Annotated in this window: 8 protein-coding genes; 3 read left to right on the top strand and 5 right to left on the bottom strand. The window is 30.0% G+C overall.

The window, feature by feature from the left end; translation table 11 throughout:
* Nucleotides 1-87: 87 nt before the first annotated feature.
* From B8965_RS12020 to B8965_RS12030, 3 genes are all read right to left on the bottom strand, one after another.
* Complete coding sequence (locus B8965_RS12020; RefSeq protein ID WP_084054439.1) at nt 88-1683, bottom strand: PAS domain-containing sensor histidine kinase; 1596 nt, start codon at nt 1681-1683, stop codon at nt 88-90.
* Between the two features lie 207 nt (nt 1684-1890).
* Nucleotides 1891-2628 carry a twin-arginine translocase subunit TatC gene (gene tatC / locus B8965_RS12025; RefSeq protein ID WP_084054440.1) on the bottom strand — a complete coding sequence of 246 codons (738 nt, stop codon included), beginning with the start codon at nt 2626-2628 and terminating at the stop codon, nt 1891-1893.
* A gap of 135 nt (nt 2629-2763) precedes the next feature.
* Nucleotides 2764-4101: a CCA tRNA nucleotidyltransferase gene (locus tag B8965_RS12030; RefSeq protein ID WP_144015931.1), complete on the bottom strand. Its 1338-nt coding sequence runs from the start codon at nt 4099-4101 to the stop codon at nt 2764-2766.
* 184 nt (nt 4102-4285) lie between these two features.
* Between B8965_RS12030 and B8965_RS12035 the strand changes: the two genes are divergently transcribed.
* The 3 genes from B8965_RS12035 (at nt 4286) to B8965_RS12045 (ending at nt 8269) form a co-directional block, all read left to right on the top strand.
* A complete protein-coding gene (locus B8965_RS12035; protein ID WP_084054442.1) occupies nt 4286-4990 on the top strand; it encodes a metallophosphoesterase family protein in 705 nt (234 codons plus the stop codon).
* Nucleotides 4991-5140: 150 nt separating this feature from the next.
* Nucleotides 5141-6358 (top strand): 6-phosphofructokinase, encoded by a 1218-nt coding sequence (locus tag B8965_RS12040; protein WP_084054443.1) that lies wholly within the window; start codon nt 5141-5143, stop codon nt 6356-6358.
* A 228-nt stretch (nt 6359-6586) separates the two neighbouring features.
* Entirely contained in the window at nt 6587-8269 is a 1683-nt protein-coding gene (locus tag B8965_RS12045) for a glutamine--tRNA ligase/YqeY domain fusion protein (RefSeq protein WP_084054444.1), read from the top strand.
* A gap of 27 nt (nt 8270-8296) precedes the next feature.
* Here B8965_RS12045 and B8965_RS12050 read toward each other — a convergent pair whose 3' ends face one another.
* On the bottom strand, nt 8297-8551 hold the full coding sequence (locus B8965_RS12050; protein ID WP_084054445.1) for a chemotaxis protein CheW: 255 nt from the start codon (nt 8549-8551) through the stop codon (nt 8297-8299).
* Nucleotides 8552-8595: 44 nt separating this feature from the next.
* Nucleotides 8596-9053, bottom strand: a 458-nt coding sequence (locus B8965_RS12055) for an IS3 family transposase (RefSeq protein WP_144015932.1), incomplete at its 5' end; no start/stop codon positions are given.

Here is a 9053-nt window from a genome sequence, read left to right on the forward strand (position 1 = left end):
TTACTTTAGTTTATGTGTTTTTTTAGAAAAAATAAGCCTAAATAATAAAACCCCTAAGGTTAAACTAAACCAAAGAGGTGTATCTTGTTAATTAATTATTTTAAAGATTATATTAAAAGTAGTCCCTTTTTCACTAGTATCAATATGTATAGTGGCATCATGCGCTTTAGCAATACTGTAGCAAGTGGCAAGACCTAACCCAGTACCATTTTTTTTAGTGGTAAAAAAAGGAGTTCCTAATTTATTAAGTATCTCTTCAGGAATACCAATTCCATCATCCTTGATAAATAACTGCACTCCTTTAGGAGATTGGTTTGTTTTAATACTAACAATTCCTCCATCAGGTAAAGCCTCCAGACCATTTCGTACAAGATTTAAAATAAGCTGGCGCATTTCTTTTTGATCTAGAAGTAAATCAGGAATTTCTTTTAAATCAGTTTCAATATATTTATCTTGCCTAATAGCATCTGCTTTTATTAAAGGTTCTAATGCTCTAATCACCTGATTAAGATTACCCTTTTCTCGCTTTCGAATATTGTTTTTAGCAATAGATAAAAATTCCGTTATAATATCATTTGCTCTATCAAGTTCGTCAATCATGAGTTTAAAATAATCTTTATATTCATTTACAACTGCTTTCTTACCCATAATTTGGAGGAACCCTCTTATAGTTGTCAAAGGATTTCTGACTTCGTGTCCTAAACCCGCTGCTATTTGTCCTACTAAATTTAATTGTTCCATTCTGATCATTTCATTTTCTACTCTTTTCCGTTCAGTTATATCTCGTCCTACATAATAATGTAAACCTTCAGAGGCTATATAAATACCCCTCCATTCTATCCATTTATAGGTACCATCCTTACAATAAAAACGATTTACTATATTATAATTATATTCTAAATCAGTTGTAGCCATTTGTAATTTTTGCATAGTAACATCTAAATCCTGTTCATGTAAAACTTGTCTAACATTTTTATTAATAACGTCTTCTTTTTTATACCCTAATACCTTCTCTACAGTATTATTTACTTGTTTCAAATAACCTTCCCTATCTATAGCGCAAAATATATCTGGCGAAAGATTAACGAAACGTTCAAAATCAATTAACAACCTTTTATTTTTAGTAACTTCTAATTCAATTTGCCTATTGGCATTAAAGACTTCTTTAGTACAGCTTTTTAAAATTTCATCTAATAATTTACGCCTACTTTTTAAATCATTTTCTAACTCTTCCTGCTTAGTAATATTATTTAAAAAACAATAATATAAAGATTGATCTTCTGCAATCTTTAGTATATTACTATTTACCTCTACTGTTACCCTATTTCCATTTTTATGAAAAAGTTCTTTTTTATATTTAACAGTCTTTTGATTAGTATCCAGATCTTTTAATTTCTTTAAATCTTGTAAATACCACTCTGGAGGAGTTAAATGAACATCCCATCTTAGCCCCTCTAATTCTTTTTTAGAATATCCTAGCATCTCACAAAAGTTATCTGTACAATAAACAATCTTACCACTAGGATAACCCATGATTACAGGTTGAGGCTGGTTCTCGATAAAGTCTATTAACATTCTAGGTAAGATTTCATATATATTATTAAAAGTATTATTACTGTGATGATTTAGTTGGTTTAAAGTAGTACCAAATATGTGATTTTCAAAAATATTTTCTTGTTTCATTATTACCTCCAAATAGATAAATAAATAATAATAATTATCTATTATGCGAATATACCAAATATATTCATTTATTTGCTAAATTCCTCTTTTAAATTCTATTTATATTTAGTTACTTTCTACATTAGACAAAAATATACCTTCTACTTAATTTGTATCTTAGTGTCGAATGCTGATTAGAATAACTAATGCTTTTCTTTATTATCTTAATTATTCACTTAAATCTTTTTTCTGTTTTTTCCGACCGATTAAGGCTGAAATAATAATACTTATTTCATAAAGAACTATCATCGGTATTGCTAAAAATAATTGTGCTAAAACATCAGGTCCTGGTGAAAGAACTGCAGCTAAAACAAACATAATTAATATAACGTATTTTCTTTTTTCGCGCAAAAACTTTGCTGATATAAGTCCTAATTTAGTTAAAAAGAATGTTATTAAGGGAATTTCAAAGATAATTCCAAATGGAAGCAAAAATGAAATAACAAAAGAAACATATTTGCTTACAGAAATCATGGGACTTAACCCTTCACTAAAATTAATTATTAATATTTTAAGGCTTAAATCTAAGACAAGCTTATATCCAAATACAATCCCACTAATAAATAAAATAATTCCTAAAAAGAAAACCGGTACAAATACCTTTTTTTCATGACTATATAATGCTGGAAAAATAAAACGAAGCATTTGCCATATGATTACAGGAGATGAAATAATGACTCCTCCAAAAATGGACATCTTAATTTTTGTAAACAGTCCTTCTGTTACCCCTAAAAATACTAAATCTTGCCCTAATTTATTTAATGGCCCCACTACAATCTCAATAACCTGATCTAAAAAAAGGCTATAGCAAATAATAGTACCAACAAAAATAGCTGCAAAAGAAATTAACAGTACTTTTCGTAAATCTTCTAAATGGTGAACTAAATTTTCATCTTTTTTAGTCATAATAATCTCATCCCATACTATATTTTTATTCGTAAAAATTATAACCTTTTTTTATACCTGCTACAATCTTATTTCTTGTCTTTCTTTTCAATAATTATCGTTGCTTAATCATTACTAAACTTAGAAAAAACTTGATTAATTTGTTTTATTCATGTTATTTGCTAACTCTAATAGTTTATCTTTATAATTTAATTTAGGCTCTTCTAATACCCTTTGGAATAGATTTTCGATAATCTGTCCCATTTCTTTACTAGGTTTTATCCCAATTTGCTTTAAATCATTGCCCGTAATATTCAAATCTTTAATCGTTAAAGGTTCCTTTTTAGTTAAGATTTTATGTACCCTTTCTTTTACTTGTAAAATCTTACTAAAGTCATAGGGAGGTTTAGTTCCTTTAACATCAGCAATCTGGAGTGTAAATAAATCATTAATATTATCTACTCCTACTCTAGTAATGAGTCTTTTAATTCCTTTATCACTGATCTTATCAAACCAGGACATGTGTTCTTTGACTAAAATACTTACTGTATTAATGGTTTTATTATCAAATTTTAATCTGTTTAAGAAGTTTTTAGCTAGTTTTTCACTTTCATGTTGATGTCCATAGAAGTGACCTATCTTATTTTTATCTAGGCTAAAAGTATGTGGCTTTCCTATATCATGTAATAATGCTGCTAGACGAATTACTAATTTGTTAGGAGTATTTTCAAGAACAGCTAAAGTATGATTAAAAACATCTTTATCATGATGAGGATTATGCTGCATAAAATCAAGACTTGGGATTAATTCTGGTGCAATAAACTCTAATAATTTAGAATCAGCTAATAGCTTTAACCCTTTACTCGGGTAATCAGAGATTAGTATTTTGCAAAATTCGTCTCTGATACGTTCCTGGCTAATATTATTTAGTAAATTAGCATTTTTTTTAATTGCCTTTAGTGTCAAATCTTCTATACTAAAGTTTAATTGACAGGCAAAACGGATTGCTCTTAGCATCCGCAGAGCATCTTCTTGATATCTCCTATCAGCATCACCCACTGCTTTGATAACCTTTTCGCTTAAATCTTTATATCCATTAAAGAAATCAATTAAACCTTCGTGGCTATTATAGGCAAGGGAATTAATAGTAAAGTCTCTTCTACTTAAATCCTCCCTTAGTGAATTAGTAAAAAAAACTTGATCTGGTTTTCTATTATTAAGATAATCTCCATCAATTCGATATGTAGTTACTTCATAGCTCTTACTATCTATAATTATACTTACTGTTCCATGTTTTAAGCCAGTAGGTATTACCTTATACTCATTAAATAATTCTATTACTTCTAAAGGATCAGCATTAGTACACATATCCCAGTCCATAGGAATCTTCTTAAGTAGACTATCTCGTACACAACCCCCTACAACATAGGCCTCATATCCATTAGATTGTAATTTGTTTAAAATTAAATTAGCACTATTATCTATTTCTATCATAACATCACCCATAAATTCCGACTTATATATTTTCTTGAAAAAGATCGTTTAACTAATTACTTTAATTTTAAGCTTTATTTACTTTAATTTCAACTTAGCCAAATATAATCTTATCTTAATAACATTGCATGATATCAAAAAATTTACTATTATAAATTTATTATATATAGAAAGGAAGTAAAATATGAAAATTGCAACTATCTCAGATATTCATGGCAATCTACCTGCTCTTATAAATGCCTATGATAATATAAAAAAGGAAGGTATAGACACTATTATTTGTCTTGGTGACTTGGTAGGATATGGTCCTTTTCCTAATGAGGTTATAGAATTTATTAAAGATAAAAATATTCTGACCATTAAGGGTAATTATGATGCTTCGGTTGTGGATAATAAATTTAGCTATATAAGAGATACCGAAATAAATAAATTTTCTCTTCCCTGGGCTGTTAATGAATTAAGTGCGGAACATAGAAATTATCTATTACATCTGCCTAAAGAAATAAATCTTAAATTTAATGATAAGTCTATTACCTTTGTGCATGGAAGTCCACGTAAAATAAATGAATATTTACATTTAGACTCAAAAGAAGCAGAAGAAGTGATGAAAGATTTTAGTGGGGATCTTTTAGTGTGTGCTCATACCCATCTTCCTTATATAAAAAAATATCAAAACAAAATCTTATTTAATCAAGGTAGTATCGGCAAACCTAAGTTTGGCAAACCAAATTCTAGTTACGGTGTCATCGAAATACTAAATGATCAAGCTGAAATATTAATTGAGATTAAAGAAATTAGCTATGACTTCCACAAAACTATCGAGGTCATGAAAGCAAAGAACTTTCCAGAAAAAATTATTACATCCATCGAAACTGGTATAGAAAAGTAAATATTTTTCAAAAAATTGTCTCCTTAAAATAGGAGGCAATTTTTTTTTAAAAAGTAGCAATATCAACTCCCCTGCATATACTTTACATATAATTGCTTAAAAAATTACTCTCCTCACATATTTTACAGGTTAGTAAAAGGGGGATTTTGTATGGAGTTAAATGGTAATATTTTAATAGCTCAAGGTGGAGGGCCTACAGCCGTAATTAATCAATCCTTGGCTGGTGTTGTTTTAGAATCTCGTAAATTTATGCAAGTATCTAGGGTTTATGGAGCTTTAAATGGTGTATGTGGTATTTTGAATGAAGACTTTTTAGATTTAAGTCAAGAAAGTAGTTCTAATCTTGAACAAGTTGCTTTAACACCTTCCTCTGCCCTTTGGTCAACTAGAGATAAACCTGATGGTAAATACTGTACAGAAATGTTTCAAGTTTTAAAAGCTCATAATATTCGCTATTTTTTCTATATAGGTGGTAATGATTCAGCTGATACAGTTCATATAATTAATGAACATGCACGACAATCAGACTTTGAAATAAAAGCTATTCACATTCCAAAAACGATTGACAATGACTTGGTTTTAAATGACCATACTCCAGGCTATGGTTCAGCTGCAAGATTCGTTGCACAGGCATTTATGGGCATTAATTTAGATAATAAATCCTTACCTGGTGTCTACATCGGAGTTGTTATGGGTAGACATGCAGGATTTTTAACCGCAGCTGCTTCAATGGCTAAACAAAAACCAGATGATGGACCGCACTTAATTTATTTACCTGAAAGAGTTTTTAAAATGGAAAACTTTTTATATGATGTAAAAAACACATATGATAAATATGGGAGATGTATTATTGCTATTTCTGAAGGAGTTCAAGATGAATTTAAAAAACCAATTGTGACTAGCCTTTATAATCAAATTGCAAAAGATGCACATGGAAATATACAACTATCTGGTAATGGCTCTTTAGGTGACTTACTAGCTAATGAAATAAAGGATAAACTCAAAATTAATCGCGTTAGAAGTGACACCTTTGGTTATTTACAAAGATCTTTTGTCGGATGTGTTTCTGATATAGATCAAAAGGAAGCCAGAATAGTAGGTGAAAAAGCTGCAAGGCTTGCTGTTCTTTATAATGTTAATGGCTCTCTTACTATAGAAAGAACAGGATCTTATTCTGTGGATTACAAATTAAGACCACTTCAAGAAATTGCACGTAAAACTAAATATATGCCTGATGAATTTATTAATAGCGAAGGAAATAATGTTACAAATGCTTTTAGAGAATATGTTCGTCCTCTTTTAGGATCTACCCTTCCTGCTATTCACCATTTACAAGCACCAAGGGTTCCTAAAATATTGCGTTTCTAATTAAAGTTCCTACATTATTTTAGATGTAGGAACTTTTTCTCTTAAAGTAAATAAAATTACTTAAATAAGAACAAGATAATAAGGATCTATATTTTATTCTAAAAATCTGATAAATTAAGGCATTCATCTAGCCAAGGGATATAAACAATTATATAATCTAAGTAGACAGAACAACATACATAAGATAGAATTTATATTCATTACTTAAATAAGTTTAGGAGGCATAATATGACTACTGATAATATTACTACTTCATCTAATTTTATTCAAAATATTATCAATGAAGATTTAAAGAATAATAAAAATAATGGAAATGTATATACTAGATTTCCGCCCGAGCCTAATGGTTATTTACATATTGGACATGCTAAATCTATTTGCTTAAATTTTGGAATTGCAAATCAGTATAAAGGTTTATGCAATTTACGTTTTGATGATACCAATCCTAGCAAAGAAGAAGTTGAATTTGTCGATTCCATTAAAGAAGACGTTCATTGGTTAGGCTTTGATTGGGAAAACCGCGAGTATTTTGCATCAAATTATTTTGATAAAATCTATGACTGTGCTGTTTACTTAATTAAAGAAGGAAAGGCCTATGTTTGTGATTTAACCCCTGAAGAAATTAGAGAAACTAGAGGAACACTTACTGAACCTGGTACAGAAAGTCCATACAGAAATCGTTCAGTTGAGGAAAATTTAAGTATTTTTACTAGAATGAAAAATGGTGAATTTCCTGATGGTACTCATGTTTTAAGGGCTAAGATTGATATGTCTTCCCCTAATCTAAATATGCGCGATCCTATCATCTATCGTATATCACACACTCATCATCATAGAACGGGAGATAAATGGTGCATTTATCCAATGTATGATTTTGCTCACCCTTTATCAGATGCATTTGAAAATATTACACATTCTATCTGTACTCTCGAATTTGAAGATCACCGTCCATTATATAACTGGACAATTGAAAATACAAAAGTAGAAAGTTATCCTCAGCAAATTGAATTTGCGCGTTTAAATCTAACTCATACAGTAATGAGTAAAAGAAAATTACGCAGGTTAGTAGAAGACGGATATGTATCTGGTTGGGATGACCCTCGTATGCCTACTATATCTGGCCTTAGAAGACGTGGATATACCCCAGAATCAATTAGGGACTTTTGTGAACGTATAGGTGTTGCTAAAAATAATAGCACCGTTGACATGGCACTATTAGAACATTGCATACGAGAAGACTTAAATATAAAAGCTCCTAGGGTTATGGCCGTTCTTCGTCCTTTAAAAGTTGTAATTGAGAATTATCCTGAAAATCAAGTTGAAAATCTAGAAGCTGAAAATAATCCAAATCAACCGGAAACTGGATCACGTGAAATTACTTTTAGTAAAACTATCTATATTGAACAAGACGATTTCATGGAAAATCCACCTAAAAAATTCTTCCGTTTATCACCAGGAAAAGAAGTGCGTTTAAAACATGCCTATATTATAAAATGTGAAGAAGTAATTAAAGATGAAAAAACGGGAGATATCTTAGAATTACGTTGTAGCTATGATCCTAGTACTAAAAGTGGTAGTGATACAAGTGGTAAAAAGGTTAAAGGTACACTTCACTGGGTAGATGCAAGCAATGCTCTTGACGCTGAAATACGTTTATGTGATCGCCTTTTAGCTGAAGAAAATTCTGAAGATGAAACTACTAGTGATTTTATCTCTCAGTTAAATCCAAATTCTTTAGAAGTTCTTTCTACGTGTAAAGTTGAACCAGTTCTTAAAAATGCAAACTCTGGTGACAAGTTTCAATTTTTGCGACAAGGATATTTCTGCCTAGATCCTGATTCAACACCTGATAAATTAGTTTTCAATCGAACAGTAGCCTTGCGTGATTCTTGGGCAAAAGCACAAAAATAACCGAACCTATTAGGTTCGGTTATTTTTTTATTCTAATATGCCTATAACCTTTTCTAAATTTAATAAAATCAATAATCTATTATCTAATTTTCCTACTCCTGTAATATAATTATGATCTTCTGTTTCCATAGTATCTACATCTTCTATACTCTCTTGTTCTAGCCAGATAACTTCAGTTACGCTATCTACCATAATTCCAATATTAATGTCATTTATGTTTAGAATAATAATTCTAGAACTCTCTTTTAGTACTTCTTCTGATAAATTAAATCTTTTATACAAACTATGACCTGGTCAAGCAAAATTGTAACACTTAATAGAATAAATTATGTAAATCGAGCCTCAAAAGGGGTTTTACCACCTAAGGCACTATGTGGTCTGATATGATGATAATATCCATAAACATAATCGTTAATTAGAAAATTTAAATGATTATCATTTTTTATTTCATAATGCTTAATATGTTCGTTTTTTAATTTACCAAAAAAGGATTCCATAGGGGCATTATCGTACGGACACCCAGCCTTACTCATTGATTGTATGATCTTGTTATTACTACAATATTCTGTAAATGATTTCGAAGTGTACTGCACCCCCTGATCGCTGTGGAGTATCAAATTTTCTTCAGGTTTATTATTTGCCAAAGCTTCATTTAATGTTTCTATTGCTAGATCAGCAGTCATGTAATTTGTAGTTTTAGTCGCAACAATACTACGATCATATAAATCAAGAATTGAGCAATTATACCTTGAACTACCATTTAAAAGGTGTATATAGGTGAAAT

Origin of the sequence: Desulfonispora thiosulfatigenes DSM 11270, assembly GCF_900176035.1 — a bacterium.
Classification (GTDB): domain Bacteria; phylum Bacillota; class Peptococcia; order Peptococcales; family Desulfonisporaceae; genus Desulfonispora; species Desulfonispora thiosulfatigenes.